23 protein-coding genes are annotated in these 23,094 nt (G+C 61.9%); 11 read left to right on the forward strand and 12 right to left on the reverse strand.

What is annotated here, in order from left to right; genetic code table 11:
* Positions 1 to 192 precede the first annotated feature (192 nt).
* From NCHU2750_RS19345 to NCHU2750_RS19375, 7 genes are all read left to right on the forward strand, one after another.
* A complete protein-coding gene (locus NCHU2750_RS19345; protein ID WP_119942250.1) occupies positions 193 to 1,893 on the forward strand; it encodes a methyl-accepting chemotaxis protein in 1,701 nt (566 codons plus the stop codon).
* A gap of 198 nt (positions 1,894 to 2,091) precedes the next feature.
* Positions 2,092 to 2,496: a 30S ribosome-binding factor RbfA gene (rbfA, locus tag NCHU2750_RS19350; RefSeq protein WP_119942251.1), complete on the forward strand. Its 405-nt coding sequence runs from the start codon at positions 2,092 to 2,094 to the stop codon at positions 2,494 to 2,496.
* Between the two features lie 24 nt (positions 2,497 to 2,520).
* Positions 2,521 to 3,450 carry a tRNA pseudouridine(55) synthase TruB gene (gene truB, locus NCHU2750_RS19355; RefSeq protein WP_119942253.1) on the forward strand — a complete coding sequence of 310 codons (930 nt, stop codon included), beginning with the start codon at positions 2,521 to 2,523 and terminating at the stop codon, positions 3,448 to 3,450.
* A gap of 386 nt (positions 3,451 to 3,836) precedes the next feature.
* Positions 3,837 to 4,106 carry a 30S ribosomal protein S15 gene (gene rpsO / locus NCHU2750_RS19360; RefSeq protein ID WP_113458150.1) on the forward strand — a complete coding sequence of 90 codons (270 nt, stop codon included), beginning with the start codon at positions 3,837 to 3,839 and terminating at the stop codon, positions 4,104 to 4,106.
* A 295-nt stretch (positions 4,107 to 4,401) separates the two neighbouring features.
* Entirely contained in the window at positions 4,402 to 6,537 is a 2,136-nt protein-coding gene (gene pnp / locus NCHU2750_RS19365) for a polyribonucleotide nucleotidyltransferase (RefSeq protein ID WP_119942255.1), read from the forward strand.
* Positions 6,538 to 6,634: 97 nt separating this feature from the next.
* A complete protein-coding gene (locus NCHU2750_RS19370; protein ID WP_119942257.1) occupies positions 6,635 to 7,642 on the forward strand; it encodes a class I SAM-dependent methyltransferase in 1,008 nt (335 codons plus the stop codon).
* Between the two features lie 101 nt (positions 7,643 to 7,743).
* Positions 7,744 to 8,385 (forward strand): tetratricopeptide repeat protein, encoded by a 642-nt coding sequence (locus NCHU2750_RS19375; protein WP_119942259.1) that lies wholly within the window; start codon positions 7,744 to 7,746, stop codon positions 8,383 to 8,385.
* A gap of 62 nt (positions 8,386 to 8,447) precedes the next feature.
* Here the strand turns inward: NCHU2750_RS19375 and fabI are convergent, their stop codons facing one another.
* From fabI to fabA, 3 genes are read right to left on the reverse strand one after another with little or no spacing between them, the layout of a single operon-like run.
* Entirely contained in the window at positions 8,448 to 9,254 is an 807-nt protein-coding gene (fabI, locus tag NCHU2750_RS19380) for an enoyl-ACP reductase FabI (protein ID WP_119942261.1), read from the reverse strand.
* A gap of 3 nt (positions 9,255 to 9,257) precedes the next feature.
* Positions 9,258 to 10,481: a beta-ketoacyl-ACP synthase I gene (gene fabB / locus NCHU2750_RS19385; RefSeq protein WP_119942263.1), complete on the reverse strand. Its 1,224-nt coding sequence runs from the start codon at positions 10,479 to 10,481 to the stop codon at positions 9,258 to 9,260.
* A 44-nt stretch (positions 10,482 to 10,525) separates the two neighbouring features.
* Positions 10,526 to 11,041, reverse strand: coding sequence for a 3-hydroxyacyl-[acyl-carrier-protein] dehydratase FabA (fabA, locus tag NCHU2750_RS19390; RefSeq protein WP_119942265.1), 516 nt, complete (start codon positions 11,039 to 11,041; stop codon positions 10,526 to 10,528).
* A 289-nt stretch (positions 11,042 to 11,330) separates the two neighbouring features.
* Here fabA and irrA point away from each other — a divergent pair, with 289 nt between their 5' ends.
* Entirely contained in the window at positions 11,331 to 11,747 is a 417-nt protein-coding gene (irrA, locus tag NCHU2750_RS19395; RefSeq protein WP_119942267.1) for an iron response transcriptional regulator IrrA, read from the forward strand.
* Here the strand turns inward: irrA and NCHU2750_RS19400 are convergent.
* On the reverse strand, positions 11,744 to 12,406 hold the full coding sequence (locus NCHU2750_RS19400) for a trimeric intracellular cation channel family protein (protein WP_119942269.1): 663 nt from the start codon (positions 12,404 to 12,406) through the stop codon (positions 11,744 to 11,746). The two genes, irrA and NCHU2750_RS19400, sit on opposite strands and share 4 nt — an antisense overlap.
* A gap of 171 nt (positions 12,407 to 12,577) precedes the next feature.
* On the opposite strand from NCHU2750_RS19400, the gene NCHU2750_RS19405 reads away from it, so the two are divergent.
* Positions 12,578 to 13,003, forward strand: coding sequence for a hypothetical protein (locus NCHU2750_RS19405; protein ID WP_502703859.1), 426 nt, complete (start codon positions 12,578 to 12,580; stop codon positions 13,001 to 13,003).
* On the opposite strand, the gene NCHU2750_RS19410 is transcribed toward NCHU2750_RS19405, so the two are convergent.
* The 4 genes from NCHU2750_RS19410 to NCHU2750_RS19425 form a co-directional block, all read right to left on the reverse strand.
* Positions 13,004 to 13,792 carry a YdcF family protein gene (locus NCHU2750_RS19410; protein WP_119942273.1) on the reverse strand — a complete coding sequence of 263 codons (789 nt, stop codon included), beginning with the start codon at positions 13,790 to 13,792 and terminating at the stop codon, positions 13,004 to 13,006.
* A gap of 30 nt (positions 13,793 to 13,822) precedes the next feature.
* On the reverse strand, positions 13,823 to 14,539 hold the full coding sequence (locus tag NCHU2750_RS19415; protein WP_119942275.1) for a YoaK family protein: 717 nt from the start codon (positions 14,537 to 14,539) through the stop codon (positions 13,823 to 13,825).
* 117 nt (positions 14,540 to 14,656) lie between these two features.
* On the reverse strand, positions 14,657 to 15,889 hold the full coding sequence (locus NCHU2750_RS19420) for a TIGR03862 family flavoprotein (RefSeq protein WP_119942277.1): 1,233 nt from the start codon (positions 15,887 to 15,889) through the stop codon (positions 14,657 to 14,659).
* A 25-nt stretch (positions 15,890 to 15,914) separates the two neighbouring features.
* Positions 15,915 to 16,817: a DMT family transporter gene (locus NCHU2750_RS19425; protein WP_119942279.1), complete on the reverse strand. Its 903-nt coding sequence runs from the start codon at positions 16,815 to 16,817 to the stop codon at positions 15,915 to 15,917.
* A 270-nt stretch (positions 16,818 to 17,087) separates the two neighbouring features.
* On the opposite strand from NCHU2750_RS19425, the gene NCHU2750_RS19430 reads away from it, so the two are divergent.
* A complete protein-coding gene (locus NCHU2750_RS19430) occupies positions 17,088 to 18,017 on the forward strand; it encodes a glutaminase (RefSeq protein ID WP_119942281.1) in 930 nt (309 codons plus the stop codon).
* A gap of 72 nt (positions 18,018 to 18,089) precedes the next feature.
* Here the strand turns inward: NCHU2750_RS19430 and NCHU2750_RS19435 are convergent, their stop codons facing one another.
* From NCHU2750_RS19435 to NCHU2750_RS19450, 4 genes are all read right to left on the reverse strand, one after another.
* Positions 18,090 to 19,607 (reverse strand): tripartite tricarboxylate transporter permease, encoded by a 1,518-nt coding sequence (locus tag NCHU2750_RS19435; protein WP_119942283.1) that lies wholly within the window; start codon positions 19,605 to 19,607, stop codon positions 18,090 to 18,092.
* 22 nt (positions 19,608 to 19,629) lie between these two features.
* Complete coding sequence (locus tag NCHU2750_RS19440; protein ID WP_119942285.1) at positions 19,630 to 20,127, reverse strand: tripartite tricarboxylate transporter TctB family protein; 498 nt, start codon at positions 20,125 to 20,127, stop codon at positions 19,630 to 19,632.
* A complete protein-coding gene (locus NCHU2750_RS19445) occupies positions 20,124 to 21,068 on the reverse strand; it encodes a Bug family tripartite tricarboxylate transporter substrate binding protein (protein WP_119943562.1) in 945 nt (314 codons plus the stop codon). The genes NCHU2750_RS19440 and NCHU2750_RS19445 overlap by 4 nt, the downstream gene beginning before the upstream one ends.
* Positions 21,069 to 21,316: 248 nt before the next feature.
* Entirely contained in the window at positions 21,317 to 22,402 is a 1,086-nt protein-coding gene (locus NCHU2750_RS19450; RefSeq protein ID WP_119942287.1) for an ABC transporter substrate-binding protein, read from the reverse strand.
* Between the two features lie 159 nt (positions 22,403 to 22,561).
* Here NCHU2750_RS19450 and NCHU2750_RS19455 point away from each other — a divergent pair, with 159 nt between their 5' ends.
* Positions 22,562 to 23,068 (forward strand): DUF1993 domain-containing protein, encoded by a 507-nt coding sequence (locus tag NCHU2750_RS19455; protein WP_119943564.1) that lies wholly within the window; start codon positions 22,562 to 22,564, stop codon positions 23,066 to 23,068.
* The last annotated feature ends 26 nt before the right edge of the window (positions 23,069 to 23,094 follow it).

Here is a 23,094-nt window from a genome sequence, read left to right on the forward strand (position 1 = left end):
TTGATGCCGGTTAACCGTCGTCGGCGCAGTTTGTCCGCATGCGAGGACAAGCCGTGCCCGCACATCATCAAGGTGTGACGGGCATATAATTGTCCCAGGAAAGAACAGGGCAAGTTTCGCCGATGCCGATCGGGCATCAGCGGTCATCAGGGGTGGTGGAAAGTGGCAGTCGCGGCAATTTTGGCGAATGAGATGGAGATTTCCAGCGGGTCGGCGCTTGTCGAACGTATGGAAACGGCAAGAGCGCGCATCGAAGAGCGTTTTCTCGAAGGTGGCGCAGCGCTGCTGTCGGTACTCGATGTGCTGAACAAGCTCATCGGCTCTCTCGACCAACTGACCGGCTCGCTCGACGAGGAGACGGCCAATGCGACCATGGCCGAGCTACAACAGACTGTTGGCCGGCTATCGGAACTGAGTGGCATAGAGACGGAACGCCAGACCCGCTTTGTCGATATCTCCGGCGCCGAGCGCAATCTGCGGCCGCATGTCGCGACCATGCTTGAGACGATGCGCTATCTGCGCACCTTTGCGGTAACCGCCAAGATCACCGGTGCCGGTATCGCCGACTTTGCCGGCTTTGCCGAGGAAATCCTTGACCGCATCCAGGCCGGAACCCGCCAGGTCAACGAATTCGGCGACAAGCTGAACCATCTCGGCGATGGGCTCGGCTCGGTCATGCAGCGCGGTCAGGCGACCATCAGCCGCTATGATGAGACCATTCCCGGAATCGTTTCCGATCTGTCGACCGGCGGGGTGGAAATCAGCGGCCAGCGGAAGATCCTTGTCGAGCGTGCTGCCCAGGTCCGCAAGATCGCGGGCGGCATCCAGAACAAGCTCGCCTCGACGCTTTCTGCCATGCAGATCGGCGATATAACCCGCCAGCGCATCGAGCATTGCCAGAGTTCCCTGACGCTTCTGGACACCTATATCGACGGCGAGGCCGCTTCACTGTCGGCCTCCGATCGCGGCAGCCTGTCTGCGATCATCACCAATCTCGTCGCCTTGCAGCTTGGCCAGTCGATCGACGATTTCGAGCGCGATACGGCAAAGATCGTCGAGACGGTCGTAAGCTTCCGTTCCGACCTCGCCAAGATCGATGACCTGCGCCGGCAGATGGGCGGCGGCGAGGGCGACAATGCCATGCGCCGCCTCGAAGGCAGCGTTGGCGCAGCCCGCGAGGCCGTCCGCGACGTCGAGGCGGTTGCCGCCGAGGCCGGAGAAATGAGCCGTTCGACTGCCGCCACCGTTCAGGAACTGATCGATCGCATCGGCGTCATCCAGCTGGTACGCACCGATATTCACTACATGGCGCTCAACACCAATCTCCGTTGCGGCAAGATCGGCGAACACGGCAAGGCGCTGAATGTCGTCACCGCCGAATTGCGCAATTTCGCCGCGGTTCTTGACGAGACGGCGGAAAAGGTTCTGGTCGAGCTGAAGACGCTGGAAAAGGCCTCCGAAAAGCTGGAATCGCTTCAGGACGGCGCCGGCGAGGAACGTCTCGACACACGCCTTGCCAGCGCGATGCAGAAGATCAGCGATGTCGGCGACCGGATGGAGGCCGAGACGGAGGCGCTGAGCGAGCAGAGCCGCGCGGCCACCGAACAGATGAATGCCTCCCTGTCGCGCCTCGATTTCAAGGCCGAACTCGGTGAGGTCTTGCGCGCCTGCGCCCAGGATATTGCGCGGGAAACCCAGGCCTTCGACGACATCGATACGTCTGCCACGCTTGAGCCGGCGCTTGCCGAACTCGGTAGCCGTATCGCCAGGCTCTACACCATGGTGTCTGAGCGGGAACTTCATGCGGCGGTCCTCGGCACCGCTCCGCCTGTCGAAACGGCGGCAGTCGCGACGGTCATGAGCGATGACGATATCGACGATGCGCTCTTCTAGGTCGCCATTCCACTCCACTGTTGTGGCCCCGCGGTGGGCCGGACCGGCGGCTCGGCATGCGATTTATCGCGGGGCTACCTTGACCTTTGCCGTCCGCTTTGTCATTTGACGCCCCTTGATTGACAAAGCGCCCCAGGATCATGCCGGTCATGACCCAGGCGGGACGAACCCCGGCGGCGTTGGCAAAGAGATACGAAAATGACGAAGGCTACATCTTCGGCGCCCTCCCAGCGCATGCTTCGCGTTGGCGAACAGGTTCGCGCCGCCATTACCCAGGTCCTGCAGCGCGGTGAAGTGCGCGACGACCTGATCGAAAAGACGGTGATTTCGGTGTCGGAAGTGCGCATGTCGCCCGACCTGAAGATCGCCACCGCCTATGTGACGCCGCTTGGCGTCCCCGACCATCATACGGTGATCGAGGCCCTCAACCGCCATGCGAAGTTCATTCGCGGTCGTCTCGGCGGCCAGCTTCGGCAGATGAAATACATGCCGGAAGTCCGCTTCCGCGATGACACGAGCTTCGACAATTACAAGAAGATCGATGAGCTTCTTCGCTCGCCCGAGGTCCAGCGGGACCTCGATGGCGAAGGCGACGACGAATAAACCAAGACATCATAAAGAGTACGCATGTCCAAACCACGCAAACCCAAGGGCCGGGCGGTTTCCGGCTGGCTGATCCTCGACAAGCCGGTGGATTTCGGCTCGACCGAAGCCGTGTCCAAGATCAAGTGGCTGTTCAACGCCCAGAAGGCGGGCCATGCCGGCACGCTCGATCCGCTGGCATCGGGCATGCTGCCGATCGCGCTTGGCGATGCGACGAAGACCGTCCCCTATGTCATGGATGGCCGCAAGATCTACGAATTCACCGTCACCTGGGGCGAGGAGCGCTCGACCGACGATCTCGAAGGCGAGGTGACGGCCTCTTCCGACGCGAGGCCCGCCGAACAGGCGATCCGCGATCTCTTGCCTGCCTATACCGGCGTCATCCAGCAGATCCCGCCGCAGTTTTCGGCCATCAAGATCGCCGGCGAACGCGCCTATGATCTCGCCCGCGATGGCGAGACGGTCGAGATCCCGTCCCGTGAAGTGGAAATCTTCCGCCTGACGCTGCTCGGTACCGGCGAAAACGAGGCGCATTTCGAAGTCGAATGCGGCAAGGGCACCTATGTGCGCTCGCTCGCCCGCGATTTCGGCCGAGAACTGGGCTGCTACGGCCATATCTCGAACCTGCGCCGCACTTTCGTCGCGCCGTTCGCCGAAGACAAGATGGTGCCGCTTGCTGATCTCGTCGCGCTTGAGACGATCGAGGATCGTGACGAGCGTCTGGCAGCGCTCGACGCCATGCTGATCGATACGGCCGAGGCGCTCTCCTCGCTGCCGCATTTGCCGGTGACCGAAGAGCAGGCGCATCGCATCAAGATGGGCAACCCGATCATCCTTCGCGGCCGCGCCGCTCCCGTCGAGGAGCCGGAAGCCTATGCGACGGTCCGCGGCAAGCTGATCGCCATCGGCGAAATCGGCCAGGGCGAATTCCGTCCCAAGCGAGTATTCGGGTAAAATCGACGCCGAAGGCAAATCCCCTCACTTGCGATTTCTAACACTTAGCTGCGCTAAGATGTTGAAATCGCTTTCTCTCCCGCAAGGGGAGAGATGCAGGGGAGGCTGGCTCGGCGCCCTACCTCTCCCCTTGCGGGAGAGGATACAAAATCAAGATCTTAGCGAAGCTAAGTCTTAGATTTTGTTGGTGAGGGGATCGTTCTCCCGAGATCGCCTCTTCGCGAGAGACCCCCGGGGGCCATCACCAATCTCGCACCTCTTTCCTTTTGCCTGAAATTCGTCTATAGGCCGCCCAAGCTCTCGGTATCCGAGGCTTTTCACGGCCAAGGCTGGACGACATCCCGGCCTTTGGCGACCCTATTTCCTCTCATGACAAGGATCAGACGATGTCGATCACTGCAGAACGCAAGGCCGCTCTTATCAAGGAATACGCAACTGCCGAAGGCGACACCGGTTCTCCGGAAGTCCAGGTTGCGATCCTCACCGAGCGGATCAACAACCTGACGGAACACTTCAAGGGCCACAAGAAGGACAACCACTCGCGTCGTGGCCTTCTGACCATGGTTTCCAGCCGTCGTTCGCTTCTCGACTATCTCAAGAAGAAGGACGAAGGCCGTTACACCAAGCTGATCGCCAGCCTGGGTATCCGTCGCTAATCGTTCTCGGCGGGCGCTCCGGAAGGGTCGCCCGCCGGTTCTCTTTTCGGTGCCGTACCGGCATCAGGACTGCGGCGGACCCGGATGGGCCGGTTTCGCCACCAAAAACCAGACCTGTCATGGGGCAGGATTGCCGGATGCTTTTGATCGGAGCCGCGAGGCGGCTTCGGTCAGCTTGAAAGCCTCTCGTTGTCTTGCCCGTGATGTGTCGCAATGATTGCGGTGAAGTGTGTTGCCGCCCCTTGTCTGACAAAGGCTGGGGCGAGACGCCGCCTCCCGCATTGAAGGACAACAGATGTTCAATACCCACTCTGTCGAAATCGAATGGGCAGGCCGCCCTCTGAAGCTGGAAACGGGCAAGATCGCCCGCCAGGCTGACGGCGCCGTCCTCGCCACCTACGGTGAAACCGTCGTTCTCGCCACCGTCGTTTCGGCCAAGGCGCCGAAGCCGGGCCAGGACTTCTTCCCGCTCACCGTCAACTACCAGGAAAAGACCTACGCCGCCGGTAAGATCCCGGGTGGCTATTTCAAGCGCGAAGGTCGTCCGTCGGAAAACGAAACGCTGGTTTCGCGCCTGATCGACCGCCCGATCCGCCCGCTCTTCCCTGAAGGCTACAAGAACGACACCCAGGTCGTCGTCACCGTCGTCCAGCACGACCTTGAAAACGATCCGGACATCCTGTCGATGGTTGCGACCTCGGCAGCGCTCACGCTCTCCGGTATTCCGTTCATGGGCCCGATCGGCGGCGCCCGAGTCGGCTACATCAACGGCGAATACGTCCTGAACCCGCATCTCGACGAGATGGATGAATCGGTTCTCGACCTCGTCGTCGCCGGCACCCAGGACGCCGTCCTGATGGTTGAATCGGAAGCCAAGGAACTCAACGAAGAAGTCATGCTCGGCGCCGTCATGTTCGGCCACAAGGGCTTCCAGCCGGTCATCGACGCGATCATCAAGCTCGCCGAAGTTGCCGCCAAGGAACCGCGTGACTTCCAGCCGGAAGACTATTCCGAACTCGAAGCCGAAATGCTGAAGCATTTCGAAGCCGAGCTGCGTGAAGCCTACAAGATCACCCAGAAGGCTGACCGCTACAACGCCGTCGACGCCGTCAAGGCAAAGGTCAAGGCTCACTTCTTCCCGGAAGGCGAAGAGCCGAAATACACCGCCGAAGTCATCGGTGCGATCTTCAAGCACCTGCAGGCCAAGATCGTTCGCTGGAACATCCTCGACACCAAGAGCCGCATCGATGGCCGTGACCTCGTCACCGTCCGCCCGATCGTCTCGGAAGTCGGCCTCCTGCCGCGCACCCACGGTTCGGCCCTCTTCACCCGTGGTGAAACCCAGGCCGTCGTCGTTGCCACCCTCGGTACCGGCGAAGACGAACAGTACATCGATAGCCTCACGGGCATGTACAAGGAGCGCTTCCTGCTCCATTACAACTTCCCGCCCTATTCCGTTGGTGAAACCGGCCGCATGGGCTCCCCGGGCCGTCGCGAAATCGGTCACGGCAAACTCGCATGGCGCGCTATCCGCCCGATGCTTCCGTCTGCCGAGCAGTTCCCCTACACGCTGCGCGTCGTCTCCGAGATCACCGAGTCGAACGGCTCGTCCTCGATGGCAACCGTCTGCGGTACCTCGCTCGCTCTGATGGATGCCGGCGTACCGCTGGCAAAGCCGGTCGCCGGTATCGCCATGGGCCTGATTCTCGAAGGTGAACGCTTCGCCGTTCTCTCCGACATCCTCGGTGACGAAGACCACCTCGGCGACATGGACTTCAAGGTAGCAGGTACTGCCGACGGCATCACCTCGCTGCAGATGGACATCAAGATCGCCGGCATCACCGAAGAGATCATGAAGGTCGCGCTCGCCCAGGCACAGGGCGGTCGCACCCACATCCTCGGCGAAATGTCGAAGGCAATCTCCGAAGGCCGTTCGCAGCTCGGCGAATTTGCTCCCCGCATCGAAGTGATGAACATCCCGGTCGACAAGATCCGTGAAGTCATCGGTTCGGGTGGCAAGGTCATCCGCGAAATCGTCGAAAAGACCGGCGCCAAGATCAACATCGAAGACGACGGCACGGTCAAGATCGCCTCGTCCTCCGGCAAGGAAATCGAAGCGGCCCGCAAGTGGATCCACTCGATCGTTGCAGAACCGGAAGTCGGCGCCATCTATGAAGGCACCGTTGTCAAGACCGCCGATTTCGGCGCCTTCGTCAACTTCTTCGGCGCCCGCGACGGTCTGGTCCACATCTCGCAGCTCGCTTCCGAGCGCGTTGCCAAGACCCAGGACGTCGTCAAGGAAGGCGACAAGGTCTGGGTCAAGCTGATGGGCTTCGACGAACGCGGCAAGGTTCGCCTGTCGATGAAGGTCGTCGACCAGGCCACCGGCCAGGAAATAAAGAAGGCCGAAGGCGACGCTGCCGCCGAATAAGCTTTCGCTTGATCGATAGGAAGGGCGCGGAAGTTTCTTCTTCCGCGCCTTTTCTTTATGCATGAACACCAAGATCCATCCGCTAAGGTCTAAACCCATGAGCCGCGACGCGCTGAAAACCCTCTTCCATCCCTTCGTTACCGATGCCGTGCCCATGCCCGGCGAAGGCGAGCGGGTGATCTTTCTCGGCGCCGAGGCGGGCAATGCAAGGCCGGAAGGCTTTGATGCGGAAATCACCTTCGTCCAGCCGTTCCGCCCGCTCTTCCGCGCCCTGCGCGACAACGCCTTTCCGGACGCCGAGGGTGAGGATTACGACGGTGCGCTGGTTCTCTGCGGTAAGCACCGCGGCGACAACGAGAACCGCGTCGCCGAGGCTCTGGCGCGCGTAAAAGTCGGTGGCCTGATCGTCGTTGCCGGCGGCAAGGAAGACGGCATCCAGCCGCTGCGCACCATGCTGCTGAAACTCGGCATCATTCTCGACTACGCGCCGAAATATCATGGCGTGGCGATCTGGTTCGCACGGCCGGAAGATGCCGGCGATGCGATCAAGGCCCTGAAGAAGACCGCTGTCACGGTCGAGGGCCGCTTCCAGGCGGTTCCGGGCATGTTCAGCCATGATCGCGTCGATTCCGGTTCGGAGCTCCTCGCAGGCCGCTTCCCGACCGATTTCGACGGTAACGTCGCCGACTTCGGCGCTGGTTGGGGCTACCTCTCCGTCATGCTCGCCGAAAAGTCGCCGCGCGTGAACCGCATCGACCTGTTCGAGGCAGACTATCGTGCGCTGGAATTCGCCAAGCAGAACCTCGCGCATAATTGCCCCGATCTCGAGGCGCGTTTCTTCTGGCAGGATCTGGGTAGCGAGCCGCCGAAGGAAAAATACGACATGGTCATCATGAACCCGCCCTTCCATGAGGCGCAGGCCGCCGACCCAGAACTCGGCCGCACGATGATCCGCACCGCCGCCGGCGCGCTGAAACAGGGCGGCCGCCTGCTGATGGTCGCCAACCGCGGCCTGCCCTACGAGACGGTTCTCGCCGAGGCTTTCCGCGAACACGGCGAAACCTGCCGCAACGCCAAGTTCAAGGTCCTTTGGGCGCGGAAGTAATCGTTCGAAGCATCAGTCCACACACTGTAAAATCTTATAGATTGTCGCGTCACTGATCGGCACGTTAAAGATGTGCCCGGTAGTGTTGTCGGGGCGATCGCATGGGGCGGCTATGGGCCAGTTGCATATTCCTGCTGATAGCTGCGGGTGGGGCGTCCGCCGATTCCGCCCGCATCACCTGGGAATGGTATAACGCCGCCGAGATCCATCAGGGTCGTGAAGCCCAGGGGCCTGGCGAACAGAGGCTTGCTGCCCACTATTTCCGGCTTGCGGCCGAAAAGGGAAATGCTACGGCCGCCTACAAGCTCGGCGAGATCTACGAGAACGGCTGGGGCGTCTCACCGGACCCCATCCAGGCCTTTGCCTGGTACATGCAGGCTGCCGCGAGAGGCGACAGATACGGCCAGCTCAAGGTCGGCTGGTGCTATCAGAAGGGCATAGCCGTTCAGCCGGATCAGAAGATCGCTGCCATCTGGTACAGGATCGCCGCCGAGAACGGCAATATCTGGGGCTATCACATGCTTGGCTTCATGCTGGCAGATGGCGATGGCGTGGTGAAGGACGTGGCGCTGGCCCGCCGCTATTTCGAGATGAGCCTGCCGAAGACCAGAGATCACTGGGCCAAGTGGAAACTCGCGCACCTGATCGAAGAGCAGGAACCGGCAAGGGCGAAAGCACTGCTGAAGGAGGCCGCAGCGGCCGGCAACACGCAGGCGGCGGAAGAACTGAAGCAGATGCCTTGAATGCAAGAAGGGCGTGCGCATCATGATGCGCACGCCCTTTTCGGATAAAATAGTCGGAATGCTTACTCGGCGTCGGCCTTGCGCAGCTTGTCGAGGCTCGGCAGCGAGGTGATGCTGTAGCCGGCATCGACATAATGCACTTCGCCGGTCACGCCGCGGGAAAGATCCGACAGCAGATAGAGGGCGGATCCACCGATATCCTCGATCGTCGGCGTGCGACGCAGCGGTGCGTTTTCCTGGTTCCACGAGAAGATTGCACGGGCATCGGAAATGCCGGCGCCGGCAAGCGTGCGCACGGGGCCGGCGGAGATCGTGTTGACGCGGATATCCTGCGGACCGTAATCGGCGGCCAGGTAGCGCACGGAGGCTTCCAGAGCCGCCTTGGCCACGCCCATGACGTTGTAGTTCGGAATGACGCGCTGCGAGCCGTTATAGGTCAGGGTCAGCATCGAGCCGCCATTCGGCATCAGTTCGGCGGCGCGCTTGGCTACTTCCGTGAACGAGAAGCAGGAGATCACCATCGTGCGCGAAAAATTGTCCCGCGTCGTGTTGGCGTAAAGCCCCTTCAGCTCGTTCTTGTCGGAAAAACCGATCGCATGGACGAGAAAGTCGATCGTGCCCCAGCGTTCCTTGAGCGCCGCAAAGGTCGCATCGACCGAAGCGATGTCTTCCACGTCGCAGGGAATGACGAAGTCCGAATTCAGTTCTGCCGCCAGCGGCTTTACGCGCTTTCCAAGGGCATCGCCCTGATAGGTGAAGGCGATTTCCGCACCCTGTGCAGCAAGCGCCTTGGCGATGCCCCAGGCGATCGAATGATTATTGGCGACCCCCATGATCAGGCCGCGTTTTCCCTGCATGATACCTGTCATGGCTTATCCGTTATAGCGCTGGAAGACGAGCGTGGCGTTGGTGCCGCCAAACCCGAAGGAATTGGAGAGAACAGTGTCGATCTTGGCGTTGTCGATCCGCTTGCGGACGATCGGCACGCCTTCGAATTCGGGGTCGAGGGTCTCGATATGGGCGCTTTCGCCGATGAAGCCCGCCTGCATCATCAGAAGGCCGTAGATCGATTCCTGCACGCCGGCACCGCCGAGCGAGTGGCCGGTCAGGGACTTGGTCGACTGGATATGTGGGATCTTGTCCTTGAAGACTTCGCGGATCGCGCCGATTTCCTTCGAATCGCCCACCGGCGTCGAGGTGCCGTGGGTGTTGATGTAGTCGACTTCGCCCTTCACCGTTGAAAGCGCCTGGCGCATGCAGCGAATGGCGCCTTCACCCGACGGAGCGACCATGTCGTAACCATCCGAGGTAGCACCATAGCCGGTGATTTCGGCATAGATCTTGGCGCCGCGAGCCTTGGCGTGTTCCAGTTCTTCGAGAACCAGAACACCGGCGCCGCCGGCGATGACGAAACCGTCGCGGTCGGCGTCATAGGCGCGCGATGCGGTGGCCGGCTGATTGTTGTACTTGGAGGACATTGCGCCCATCGCGTCGAACAGGTTCGACATCGTCCAGTCGAGGTCCTCGTGGCCGCCGGCGAACATGATGTCCTGCTTGCCCCACTGGATCATTTCGGCCGCGTTGCCGATGCAATGCGCCGAGGTCGAGCAGGCCGACGAGATCGAGTAGTTGACGCCGTGGATCTTGAACCAGGTGGCAAGCGTCGCGGATGCCGTCGACGACATCGCCTTCGGCACGGCGAACGGGCCGATGCGCTTCGGGCTGTTGTTCTTGATGGTGATGTCGGCGGCTTCGATCAGCGTGCGGGTCGAGGGACCGCCGGAACCCATGATGATGCCGGCACGCTCGTTTTCGCTGTAATCCTTTTCCTCAAGCCCGCTGTCGGCCAGCGCCTGCTTCATCGCCACGTGGTTCCACGCCCCACCCTGGGACAGGAAGCGCATGGCGCGGCGGTCGACGAGGTCCGTCGTGTCGATATTCGGCTTGCCCCAGACCTGGCACTTGAAACCGTGCTCGGCAAAGTCGGGGGAAAAGGAAATGCCGGACTTTGCAGCCCTCAAGGATTCGGTGACTTCGGCCGCGTCGTTTCCGATCGAGGACACGATACCGAGGCCCGTGACAACTACCCGTCTCATCTGATCTAACCCTTTTGTTTCCTGGAAATCGCCTGAGTTTTGCCTCAGGCGGTCTTGTCCTTGGACAGGCCGACGCGCAGGTCGGTTGCCTGATATATGGTTTCGCCGTCGGCCTTTAGCCAGCCGTCGGCGGTGCCGAGTACGAGCCGGCCCTTCATCACGCGCTTGAAGTCGATGCCGTATTGCAGGAGCTTCGTGGTCGGGCGGATCATGCCCTTGAACTTCACTTCACCGGTCGACAGCGCCATGCCGCGGCCTTCTTCGCCGAGCCAGCCCAGGAAGAAGCCGGTGAGCTGCCACATGCCGTCAAGGCCAAGGCAGCCCGGCATGATCGGGTTGCCTTCGAAATGGCACGGAAAATACCAGTCATCGGGCTTGACGTCGTATTCGGCCCGGATGAAGCCCTTGTCGAAGGCGCCGCCGGTTTCCGAAATCTCCGTAATGCGGTGAACCATCAGCATGGGCGGCAGCGGCAGTTGCGCATTGCCGGGCCCGAAGAGATCGCCATGTGCGCAGGCGATGATGTCTTCGTAAGCGTAGCTGGACTGTCTGGTGGTCATCGAATTCCGTTTCCCCCTCTGATCGTCTTCTCGGCGGCAGCTTTAGAGCAAGCGCTGCCGAAATTGAAGCGTTCAACCTTCCAGGACCGGGGTTTTCTCGCCCTGGAACGTCGTTTTGTCACGTCCGCATATAGGAACCGAAGCGTGCAAACCAGAGGCGGCGGCGTAAAATCCGAATATTTGACGGCCCGCGTGCGCATCGGACGCGGGAAACTGTTGAAACGCGATGCAGCAAAAGTTATATCCGAACGTTAAGAAGTATCGCGAGTTGCGGAGTTCCAGGACCAAAATGGCAGAAGCCGTGCCCCATATCGAAGTGAAATTGCGCCATCATGGCCTGCGCCCGACAAGGCAGCGCGTTGCCTTGGGTGACCTTCTCTTCGCCAAGGGTGATCGTCACCTCACGGTTGAGGAGTTGCACGAAGAGGCAATTCTCGCCGGCGTTCCCGTATCGCTCGCAACCGTCTACAACACCCTTCACCAGTTTACCGAGGCCGGGTTGATCCGTGTTCTCGCGGTCGAGGGCGCAAAGACCTATTTCGACACCAATACGTCCGATCACCACCATTTCTTCGTCGAAGGTCGCAACGAGGTCCTCGACGTGCCGGTGACCCAGCTTCAGATCGGCAATCTTCCGGAGCCGCCCGAAGGCATGGAGATCGCCCATGTCGACGTGGTGATCCGTCTGCGCGAAAAGCGCTCCTAACCTCTTTTTTTCTTCCGTTTCGGCGGTCTCATCGCCTCGTCGGGATGCCGGCCGGGGCGAGACTTGTAGCGTGGCAGCATCCAGCCGTAATGGATGGCGCCCCCTCTGAGTGCGAAAGCAAGGACAGCGCCGAAGCTTGCGCTGACGATCAGCGGCTGACCCATCGCATGCATGGCGGTAAAGCCGCTTGCTCCTGCAAGCGCTGCGGTGATGTAGATTTCCGGCCGCAGAAGCACGGAGGGCTCGTTGGCCAGCACGTCGCGCAGCACGCCGCCGAGCGCTCCGGTCATCACCCCGGTGACGATCGCAATCGTCGGAGAACCGGTGGCGGCCATGCCCTTGGCAGCGCCGAGCACGCTGTAGGCCGCAAGCCCGACCGCATCGAGCCAGATCAGAAGCCGGTAGCGCCATTCCACCCGGTGGGCCGAAAAGAACACGAAAGCGCCGGCAACGACCGCGACCAGCACATAGGTCGGATCCATGATCCAGAACACCGGCCGGCCAAGTACCATGTCGCGTATGGTGCCGCCTCCCAGTCCGGTCACCGCGGCAAAAAACAGGAAGCCAATGAAGTCGAGCTGCTTTCGAGAGGCGGCAAGCGCCCCTGTCGCGGCAAACAGCGCAACGCCCGCATAGTCGAGAATCATCAGCAGGGACATGGTTTTCTCCAGCGTCGCGCAAGTGCCTGAGCTTAATGAAGGTATATTCCGTGCCGACTGCGCCCGTCATCCGCGCTCAAGCACCATGAACAGATCAATTTCGTCTTATTGGTGAGGCCTGTGAAAAGACACCTGATCGCGATAATTCAGGCAATTGCACTCTTGGCATTGATGCCGGTCATGGCTGCAGCACAACAGCAGCTGGTGCCCGACCCGGAAGCATTCGAGAAGGCCTTCTTCCAGAAGACCTGCAAGACGGTCGATTTCGGCCAGAACTTCGTCAAACGCTTCGATATCAACAACGACAATCTTGCGGATGTGGTCGTCGATCATGGTGCCCTGACCTGCGATGGCGTCAAGGGGCCGCGATGCAATGCCGACGGCTGCCCGCAGGATTTCTACGTGCAGGTCAAGGAGGGCGGCTATATCCTGATCGCCACAGCCCAGGTCTACAGCTACGATTTCGTCCAGTATTTCGGCAATATGGTCTTCATGTTCCAGATGCATCCGCGCTTCTGCGACCGTACCGACGCGACGCCCTGCGAGATGCGGGTGCGTGTCCGGGGCACGAAATTCGTCACCATCTCGAAGAAATAGCTATTTCGGGAAAACCGTGCCGATCCGGCCGGTGAGGTAATAGGCCAGAAGGCTCGTCCATTCGCGCGCGGCCGTCGTGGTAATCTGGGCATTGAGCGCAGGCTGGGTGAAGTCGAACGAAAGATGCTCCACGCCGCTCGTCCGATAATCGACCGGCCAGGGCGTCACCCCGATGCCGGCCTTGGCGAACAGGCCGACCGAGCGCGGCATATGGAAGGCCGAGGTGATCAGCAGGCAGTTCTCCAGTCCCTGTGCCTTGAGCAGGCCTGCCGTGTTGAGGCTGTTCTCGTAGGTCGTGCGCGACGTGTTGTCCTCGATCAGCCTGTCGCGTGAAATGCCGAAGGCGGAAAAGAACCGCGCCGCCGTCTTCGCTTCGCTCTCGTAACCGCCGCTGATTGAACCGTCCCCGCCCGAGACGAGGATGCGCGCCTGCGGATGATTGCGGGCAAGCCTCAGTGCCTCGACGAAGCGATCGGCCGCCTGGTTCATCTCCATGCCGCCGCGCGCCGTGTTGATCTCGTTGTCGAAGGCGCCGCCGAGAATGATCATGCAGGAGATGTTTTCCGGTTCGCCCGCCGGCTTGGCAATGCGGGCCTCAAGCACCTGCAACGCGACCGTGCCCGTGGTCGTGAACAGCGTCACGAACAGGATGAGGGCGGCCAGCAACGCGGCAAGACCACCGAGCCGCCGCCAGCCAATGAAAACGGCAAGGCCCGCAAAGGCCCTCAGTAGGAAGGTGATGGAAAGCGGCTGGGCAAACACCCAGAACAGCTTGGAAAGAAGGAACATGCTGCCCCGCCGGTTCGAATCGCCGGCACTCTACAGCGTGTTGCGGCGGTCGTGAACGATCGGTTGCTGGAAGTGCAGATGTAGCGGGCGCGGCAGAAGCGTCGTTGCCAATGCGACGGCGATCGTCACCATCGAGACGATCCAGAGCGCATGGCTGCCGAGATAGTGGGTCAGGAAGGCGCCGCTGACGGCACCGCATGCCATACCGGTCCAGGGGACGGTCTGGATCAACCAGCCGCGCAGATTGCGGTCGCCGATCAGCCATCGGCCGATGCCCCGACCGAAACGCGACAGGGCGCCGGTAATATAAGTCAGCCCGATCGGCAGGCCGTCGATCTGCTCGACCGTGGCATTGATCAGGCCCATTGCCAGCACGACGAGATAGAATTGCTCGCGCATGTGGCTGCCAGGCACGATCGAAGCACCTGCAAGCAGGATGGCGACGGCCGCCAGCACGACGAAGGCACGTCGCGACGAAAGCGTATGCGCCAGCACGATGCCGAGCGCATTGCCGGCGATGAACACCCACAATGCCCCGAACAGCGTCAGGGCATGGCCATAATCGCCATCCGCAAAGGAAATGGCGGCACGCGTCGTGTTGCCGCTCATAAAGGAGACGAAATCTCCCGACAGGATCATCCCGATCGCATCGGTCATGCCGGCGATGAAGGATGTGGCGGCAACGAGCGCCAGACCGGTTGTGGTCCGCCGCTTGCGGATGAGGTGTCGACGTCTCTGGCGTGTCATCTGGACGATTGGTCTTGGGGTGATGCGGGGGTGTTGAGCTGTCCACCCTGCGCAGGATTTCCAGCCGGACATTGATCCAGAACAATAACCGCAAAACCTACGTCGGTCCTGTCTAAACTACCGGCTTGCGAGCCACTCCAGCATGCCCCGCGCTGCCGCACGGCCGGTGGCAAGGCAGGCCGTCAAAAGGTAACCGCCGGTCGGCGCTTCCCAGTCGATCATCTCGCCGGCGGCAAACAGGCCGGGCAGGCGCTTCAGCATATAGCCATCGTCGAGTTCATCCCAACTGATCCCGCCGGCAGACGATATCGCCTCGGCGATCGGCCGGGTCCGAAGCACCGGAATGGGCAGTGCCTTGATCAGTACCGCCAGCGGCTCGGGCGCCATCCGGTTGGCATCCGGCAGCAGTTCGCGCACCAGCGCCGCCTTGACGGCATCGAGCCCTGCGCCCTTGCGCAGCCGGTTGGAAAAGCTCGCCTTGGCATCCTGCCGCGACAGATCGCGGGCAAGCCGCTCGGCGGTGCGTCCCGGCATCAGGTCGATGGTCAGCACCGCATTCCCCGTCATCGCCAGCCGGTCGCGCAGCGCTGCCGAATGGGCGTAGACGAGACTGCCCTCGATCCCATGTTTGGAGATCACGAACTCGCCCTGAAACGCCCCGGCATCCGATGTCGTCACCACCGATTTCAGCGGCGCGCCGCCGAACCGTTCGGTAAAGACCGCGCTCCAGGCGACATCGAAGCCGCAATTGGCCGGCCGCAGGTCGCTGATTTCCATCCCCGCCTGGCGCAACCACGGGACCCATGAGGCATCCGAGCCGAGCCGCGGCCAGCTGGCGCCCCCAAGTGCCAGCAATGCTGCATCCGGCCGGATCGCAATCTCGCCTTCGGGCGTGGCCAGAAGAAAGCCCGAACCGGGTTGATTGTCGGCAAAGCCGGTCCAGCGATGCCGGGTCTTCAGGATCACGCCCTGCGCCTCCAGCCGTTTCAGCCAGGCGCGCAGGAGCGGCGAGGCCTTCATCGCGGTCGGGAAGACGCGGCCGGACGTGCCGGTGAAGGTTTCCGTGCCGAGCCGAGCCGCCCAGCCGCGGATATCGTCCGGCATGAATGCGTCGAGCGCCGGGCGCAGGCGCGGCGAAGACGCACCATAGCGTTCGGCAAAACGGGCAAACTCTTCCGCATGGGTGATGTTGAGGCCGGATTTTCCGGCGAGCAGGAATTTTCGCGCGAAGGTCGGCATGGCGTCATAGACGGTGACCGCAATGTCATGAGACTGCGATGCTGCCGAAAGCACCTCTGCGGCCATCAGTCCTGCCGGGCCGCCGCCGATGATCGCGATTGTCTTCGTCATGCTCTCTTCGCTGCAGGGCCGGTGTCTACAAGCCGGCCTGCCTTGTTGTCGGCACCGGCCCGCGGCTGCGCCTGAATTCGACGCAGATATGCCCGAAAAGTGCCGCCAGCACGATAGGCCCGCCGATCAAAGTTGCCTGCGGCGGCACTTCGGCCATGAAGATCCACACCCAGAGCGGTGTCAGCGGCACTTCCAGTGCCACAAGCAGGCTCGCATCGGCAGCCGGGATCCATCTGGCACCGAATGTATAGAGGATCAGGCCGATCGCGTTCTGCACGACGCCGAACAGAATGATCAGCACGATATCGTTGCCGGTTGCGGTGCCGGGGCTGGCGAAGAAGAAGGTGACGATCGAGCAGAGATAGGCGGAAAACGCCATGGCCGGGATCATCGGTACGTCGCGATGCCGGCGCATGACGACGGCAAGTGCGGCAACCGTCAGCGTCATGATCGCCGCAAGCCCCTTGCCGAGCATCGACCCGCCGCCGCCTGTATCCATCAGCATCACCACGACGCCGCAAAAGGCGATGGCGCTGGCGATCAGCGTCGAGCGGCTGGCCTTTTCCCGGATGAACAGGAAGGCGACGCCGGCCGTGACAAACGGCACGGTCGCATAGATCACCATCGCATCGGCAACCGAGGTATAATAGATCGATCCGAGCCCGGAGATCATGCTGGCGGCTGAAAACAGCGTGGCCAGCAGCGTCGGCCCGCGCATCCTCTGGAGGGTCCTGAGGCCACGCGGAATGCCTTCCAGATAGAAGAAGAACATCAGCGTCGCCGTGCCCGAAACGATCCCTCTGAGAAAGATGATCGTGGCCAGATCGGTGGAGATGGAGCGCATAAACAGGCCCGACAGCGACCATGCCAGCGCCGACAGCGCGACATAGATCACACCCAGGCGATACTGGCGGTCTTCGATGGTCATTCCCGGCCGGCCTCATAAGCGAGATACGCCGGGACGCTAGTCCCGGCGACCATTCGTCACAAGTTCTGCTTGCGCTGTCTCATGCCGCAAACGGAACTGCTGCAGTGCTTCCGTCTGCTCTCGATCAAATCGACTGGTCGCCTCATTCTGAGCGCGGATGTGATGGCTGACCGCTGCATTTTCGCGGCATGTCGTCTTCACGGATGACCACTGCCGCGCTAGAGCTTGATCGACAAACTAAGCGACAGCAAGATAACGCCCGGAGACACGATGACAGACCTGCAGGCCATCGTTGACGACATCCATGTCAAGCTGCAGAAGCGGCTCGGTGAAGGCAAGGTTGCCGATTACATTCCCCAACTCGCCCATGTCGACCCGAAGAAATTCGGCATCGCCGTGGTCACGGTGGACGGCAAGGTTCACAGCGCCGGTGATTGCAACGAGCCCTTCTCGATCCAGAGCGTGTCGAAGGTCTTCACCCTGACGCTGGCGCTCGGCAAGCATGGCGAGACCACCTGGAACCGCGTCGGCCGTGAACCTTCGGGATCCGCCTTCAATTCCATCGTCCAGCTGGAACATGAGGAAGGCAAGCCGCGCAATCCCTTCATCAATGCCGGTGCCATCGCCGTCAGCGATCTCGTCCTCGCCGGCCATACCCCGCGCGAGGCGATCGGCGAAATCCTGCGTTTCGTCCGCTATCTCGCCGATGACGAGGAGATCACCATCGATCCGGCCGTGGCGAAGTCGGAGGAAGCCACCGGCTTCCGTAATTTCGCCCTCGCCAATTTCATGCGCTCCTTCGGCAAGCTCACTCATCCGGTCGAACACGTGCTCGGCGTCTATTTCCACCATTGCGCCATCGCCATGACCTGCACCCAGCTGGCCAAGTCCGGCCTGTTCCTCGCCGCCAACGGCCGCAATCCGATGACCGGCCACACGGTCGTGTCGAAGCAGCGGGCGCGGCGCATCAACGCGCTGATGCTGACCTGCGGCCATTATGACGGATCGGGCGAATTCGCCTATCGCGTCGGTCTGCCGGGCAAGAGCGGCGTCGGTGGCGGCATCATGGCGGTTGCCCCCGGCCGCGCCTCGATCGCCGTCTGGTCGCCGGGCCTCAATCACAACGGCAATTCGCTGGTCGGCTCGCTCGCCTTGGAAATGCTGGCCGACAAGACCGGCTGGTCGGTCTTCGGCCATTGAAGTCATGACGCTGAAACGCAAAAAAGCCCGGCACGAAACCGGGCTTTTCATTGAGCGTACGGCGTCTCGCGATCAGTCTTCGCTGGCAGCCATCTGCGACAGGGCATCCCCGCGACCACGCAGCCGCAGGATCAGTGGCAGGGCGAAGGCGATGACGGCCAGTGCCAGCAGCACGGCAGCGATAGGCGACTGCACCAGCGTCGTCACGTCGCCCTGGCTGATCGACAGTGCGCGGCGAAGATGCTGTTCCGCCAGCGGCCCGAGGATCAGGCCGACAATGACCGGCGCGATCGGAAAATCCATCACCCGCATGACATAGGCGACGAGCCCGAAGACCAAGAGCATGCCGAGCTCGAACACCGACGGGTTGGCGCCGATCGTGCCAAGCGTCGCAAACACTAGGATGCCGGCATAGAGCCAGGGCTTGGGGATGGTCAAAAGCTTCACCCAGAGCCCGACCAGCGGCAGGTTCAGCACCAGCAGCATGAAGTTGGCGATCAGAAGCGAGGCGATCAGGCCCCAGACGAGCTGCGGATTGGTCGCAAACAACAGCGGACCGGGCTGCAGGCCGTATTGCTGGAAGCCGGCGAGCATGATTGCGGCGGTGGCAGACGTCGGCAGGCCGAGCGTGAGGAGCGGCACCAGCGTGCCGGCGGCGGAGGCATTGTTGGCCGCTTCCGGACCGGCAACGCCCTCGATTGCGCCATTGCCGAACTCTTCCGGATGCTTCGACAGCTTCTTTTCCGTCGCATAGGACAGGAAGGTGCCGATTTCAGCACCGCCGGCAGGCATCGCGCCGATCGGGAAGCCGATCACCGTGCCGCGCAGCCATGCTTTCCAGGACCGCGCCCAGTCCTGCGCCGTCATCCAGACCGAACCCTTGATGGCTTCGATCTTGTCCGGCGCGCTTTCGCCCTGCGCGGCGATGTAGAGCGTCTCGCCGATGGCAAACATGGCGACCGCCATCGTCGTCACTTCGATCCCGTCGAGCAGGTCCGGCACGCCGAAGGACAGGCGGTTCTGGCCGGTCAGCTGGTCGATACCGATCAGCGACAGCGCCAGCCCGATGAACAGCGAGGTAAGACCGCGCAGCGCCGAATTGCCGAAGGCCGATGAGACGGTGATGAAGGCCAGCACCATCAGCGCGAAGTTTTCGCGCGGGCCGAAGGAGAGTGCCACCTTGACAACCAGAGGCGCGACGAAGGCAAGCGCCAAAGTCGCGATCAGGCCGGCGACGAAGGAGCCGATCGCCGCGGTGGCGAGTGCCGGTCCGCCGCGGCCGGCGCGGGCCATCTTGTTGCCCTCGAGCGCGGTGACGATCGAGGCGCTTTCGCCCGGCGTGTTCAACAGGATCGAGGTGGTCGAACCGCCATACATGCCGCCGTAATAAATGCCGGCGAACATGATCAGCGAGCCGGTGGCGTCGAGCTGGTAGGTCACCGGCAGGAGCAGCGCCACGGTGGTGGCCGGGCCGATGCCGGGCAACACGCCGACGAGCGTGCCGAGCGTCACGCCGATCAGCGCATAGAGCAGGTTCATCGGCATCATGGCCGAGCCCAGGCCCTGGAGAAGGAAATCGAATGTGCTCATGATCTTGCTTTCAAGGCCCCGGTCAGTGGACGATCAGCTGTTCCAGCGGGCCTGACGGCAGCGAAAGCTGCAGCACGCCGGCAAAGAGCCAGTAGATTGCGAAACAGATGACGATGCCGACGGGAATGCTGATCCAGATCCTGCGCGCGCCGAAGCCGGCGGCCGCAAGCCCGAACAATGCGCCGGTCGCGATCGAGAAACCGGCGATACGGATCAGCGCCATCTGCGCGATAAGGCCCGCGACGACCCAGACGACCGGCTTTATCTGCTGTTTCTCCCGTGCGGGAAAATCCCGCCGGAAGGCGGCGAACACGGTCCAGATGGCAAGGCCGATCAGACAGAAGGCGATCCAGTCCGGCACGGTGGCCGGGCCGACCTGCGAATATCCTCCCATATCCCTCAGGCGCGAGACATCGAAGAAGATGACGCCCGCGATGATGGCGAGCACGGCGGCAACGGCAAGCGCCGCCCAGTCGGGGCGGCGCTTCTCGATGCTGGAAGCATTGTTGTCGTGGCTCATTTGACCAGTCCGATATCCTTCAGGATGCTTTCGGTGGACGCGATGTCCTTGGCGAGCTGGGCATCGAATTCCGGACCGGCGAGATAGGTATCGATCCAGCCCTTGGATTTCAGGTTGTCCTGCCAGGTCTTGGACTTGGCGAGCTTTTCGATATCGGCCGAAACGGCCTTCTTCTGCTCGTCGGTAAGGCCTGGAGCGGCAGCGACCATGCGCCAGTTCTGGATCACCACGTCAACGCCGCCTTCCTTCAGTGTCGGAGCGTCGATGCCGTCGACCTTCTTGTCGGAGGAGATGCCGAGCACGCGCAGCGCGCCGGCCTTGATCTGGCCTTCGAACTCGCCATAGGACGAGATGCCCGCCGTCACCTGGCCGCCGAGAATGGCGGCCAGTGCCTCGCCGCCGCCGGAAAACGCGATGTAGTTGATCTTGGTCGGATCGACGCCGGACGCCTTGGCGATCAGGCCGGCCGTGATGTGGTCGGTGCCGCCGGCCGAGCCGCCGCCCCAGGAAACGGCACCCGGATTGGCCTTCAGCTTGGCCGTGAGGTCGGCGATCGTCTTGATGTCCGACGAGGCCGGAACGACGATGACTTCGTATTCGCCGGTGAGCCGGGCAATCGGCGTGACGTCCTTCAGCGTGACCGGCGACTTGTTGGTCAGGATCGCGCCGACCATCACGTAACCGCCGACCATCAGCTGGTTCGGGTTACCCTTCTGCTGGCTGGCGAACTGGGCGATGCCGATCGTGCCGCCGGCACCCGGAACGTTCATCACCTGCACCTTGCCGGAAATCTTCTCCGTCTGCAGCGCGCTCTGCATTGTGCGGGCGGTCTGGTCCCAGCCGCCGCCGGGCGCTGCCGGTGCCATGATCGAATAGTCGGCAGCCAGCGCCGGCAGCGCGAATACACTCATGGCCAGCGAAGCGATGAGCACATGTTTCAAGGGCTTGAAATGTTGCAAGGGTATGTCCTCCGTTGACGTCCCGCGGGACGAATTGTTTGTGCGCAACAAGAGGATGCAGTGAGCAAGGCGATGCGTCGCCTGCTGTCCTCCTCCCCTTGATCGACGGCGCCCACCTCCATGGGGCCGGATGCCTTAAGCGATCACAGCAAGCTGACATTTACCTGACATCGCTTGACACTCGTCATTCTTGCAGGATGCAACCAGGGTTTGCCAGCATTTTCTGGGTGCTACTGATGCCTGAGCTCGTCGTTCCACTTGGCGATCAGCCGTGCCCGCTTCACCTGGTCGAGATAGACCATCAGCCCGAGGCTGACCGGCACCGGCTTCAACTGCCCGCCGAGTATTTCCCGCATCGTCGTTGCCGTGTTGTTGCCGGCGACTTCCGGGCTGACGGCGGGGATCTGCAGTTCCCGCGCCATGATCGTCTGGCCTTCCTTCGACATGAAGAATTCCAGGTAACGCTTGCCGAGAGCGGGATCGGCGGCAGCCTGCGGCACCAGTCCGATGCGCGACATGACGACGGTATAATCCTTCGGCAGAACGATGCCGACGTCGGGATGGCGGGCGGCCCAGTCGGCCGCATAGGAGCCGACGATATTATAGCCGAGCAGGAACCGTCCGTCCGCCACTCGTTCGAGGATCGCGCCGCTGGTGGAATAAAGCTTCACGCCGGCGGCCCCCATCGCCCGCACGACGGACCAGATATCGCCGAACTGTTCCTGGTCGCGCGACATGAACAGGAAACCCACCCCCGAGCGCTCGATGTCATAGGTACCGATCCTGCCATGAACCGCATCGCCGTGTTTCTGCAGGAAGGCGATGAACTCTGCCCGGCTGGCAGGCGGCGCTTCGTTTTTGAAGCTCGGCTTGTGATAGACGAAGACCGCGGGCTCGAAGGTCAGCGCATAGACGGTGTTGCGCCAGTTCGCCCATTGCGGCCATTGCCCGCTCATCGGCAGGTCGCTTCTCTGCGCATAGCCGTCATTGGCGAGTTTCACCTGCAGGTCCATGGCGGATGAAAAGGCGAAATCGGCGGTCTTCTTGCCCGCATCCGTCTCCCGCACGATCCGGTCGTAGATCTCGCCGGTCAGCATGTCTTCATAGGCAACGGCGACATCCGGATTGGCGGCCTGGAAGCCCGCGATCATCGGCTTGGCCAGTGCCTCGTCCAGCGACGAATAGACCCTCAGCACCGGCGCGTCCGCCCGACCGGAAGGAGCGGGAAACATTAGCACATCTGCAGCGCATGTCCCGGCAACCAATACCGGACAGAGGCCGAAAAGACAGAGACGGAGGAATGAAAGCGCCTTCATGCCGCTAAGAATGCATGAGCGGCAAGGTTGCGGCAAGCCGGCGCACGGCGCTGCCCCGCTGCAACAGATCGGCCGCTTCGTTCTTGACCGCCTTGTTTCCTGCTCCGTCATCCCTAAGTGAGGTCGGCATTTATCTCGCAACGTCAACAAGGTTTGACCATGTCGCTTTCGCTCTACGATATTTCAGTTCCCGCCTTCCTGCGCGGTTTTGCCAGCCTCACCGAGATCCTCAAGAAGGGCGAGGCCTTCGCCGACGAGAAGGGCATTGCCCATAAGGAGCTTCTCGAAGCCCGGCTGATCGAAGACATGCTGCCGCTGACCGGCCAGATCCAGCGCGCCAGCGATACGGCGAAATTCGTGCCGATCCGCGTCGGCGGGCTGGATAATCTTTCGATGGCCGATGACGAGGTCACCTTCGCCGACCTCCATGCCCGTATCGAAAAGACCGTGGCCTTCCTCAACACCGTCGTCCCGGCCAGCATGGCCGATCGCGACGATGCCGAAGTCATCCTCAAGACGCGCTCCGGCGAGACGAAGTTCACGGCCAGGAGCTATGTCACCGGCTTCGCCCTGCCGAACTTCTATTTCCACGTGACGACGGCCTACGCCATCCTGCGCCACAAGGGCGTGCCGATCGGCAAGATGGATTATCTCGGCCGCTCCTAAGCGATCACGTGTAAACTCGGCCCCGT

It is taken from the genome of Neorhizobium sp. NCHU2750, assembly GCF_003597675.1.
Taxonomy (GTDB): Bacteria; Pseudomonadota; Alphaproteobacteria; order Rhizobiales; family Rhizobiaceae; genus Neorhizobium.